Source organism: Massilia mucilaginosa (assembly GCF_011682145.1).
Classification (GTDB): domain Bacteria; phylum Pseudomonadota; class Gammaproteobacteria; order Burkholderiales; family Burkholderiaceae_D; genus Telluria_A; species Telluria_A mucilaginosa.
This window is the reverse complement of the sequence record NZ_WHJH01000273.1, coordinates 1-336: the sequence shown is the minus strand read 5'-3', so window position 1 is coordinate 336 and position 336 is coordinate 1. Positions and strand designations below refer to the sequence as shown.

The following is a 336-nucleotide window of genomic DNA, read 5'->3' as shown; positions in this document are numbered from 1 at the left end:
AGGCCATCGTTATGCGTATGCCTGGCCGCCGGCGCTGTGCCGCGCCATGTATGCGGCGTGTGCTGCCCCGGTGCGCTCACGCATCCATGCATCGAAGCCCGCAGCGCCGGGTGTGGTCCGCTTCTCGATGCGGATGTGTCCGCACATCACCTCGGTAGCAAACTCGTCATCGACCAGGTAGATGCTGCCGTCACTGTTCAGCGCGGCGCAGACTGCCTCGCCGGAATCTTCATCTGCAAAGATGCAGTGGCCCAAGTATTCGCCGTTCAGGTATACGTTGGCCGGGAGCATAACGGCATCGTAGTCGGGGTGCTGCGGGTCGGCTGCGAGTCTCAT

1 protein-coding gene is annotated in these 336 nt (G+C 62.8%); it reads right to left on the bottom strand.

What is annotated here, in order from left to right:
- Positions 1-9 precede the first annotated feature (9 nt).
- Positions 10-336 (bottom strand): DUF3126 family protein (locus tag F2P45_RS34830; RefSeq protein ID WP_166893562.1); only part of this gene is annotated, 327 nt, incomplete at its 5' end.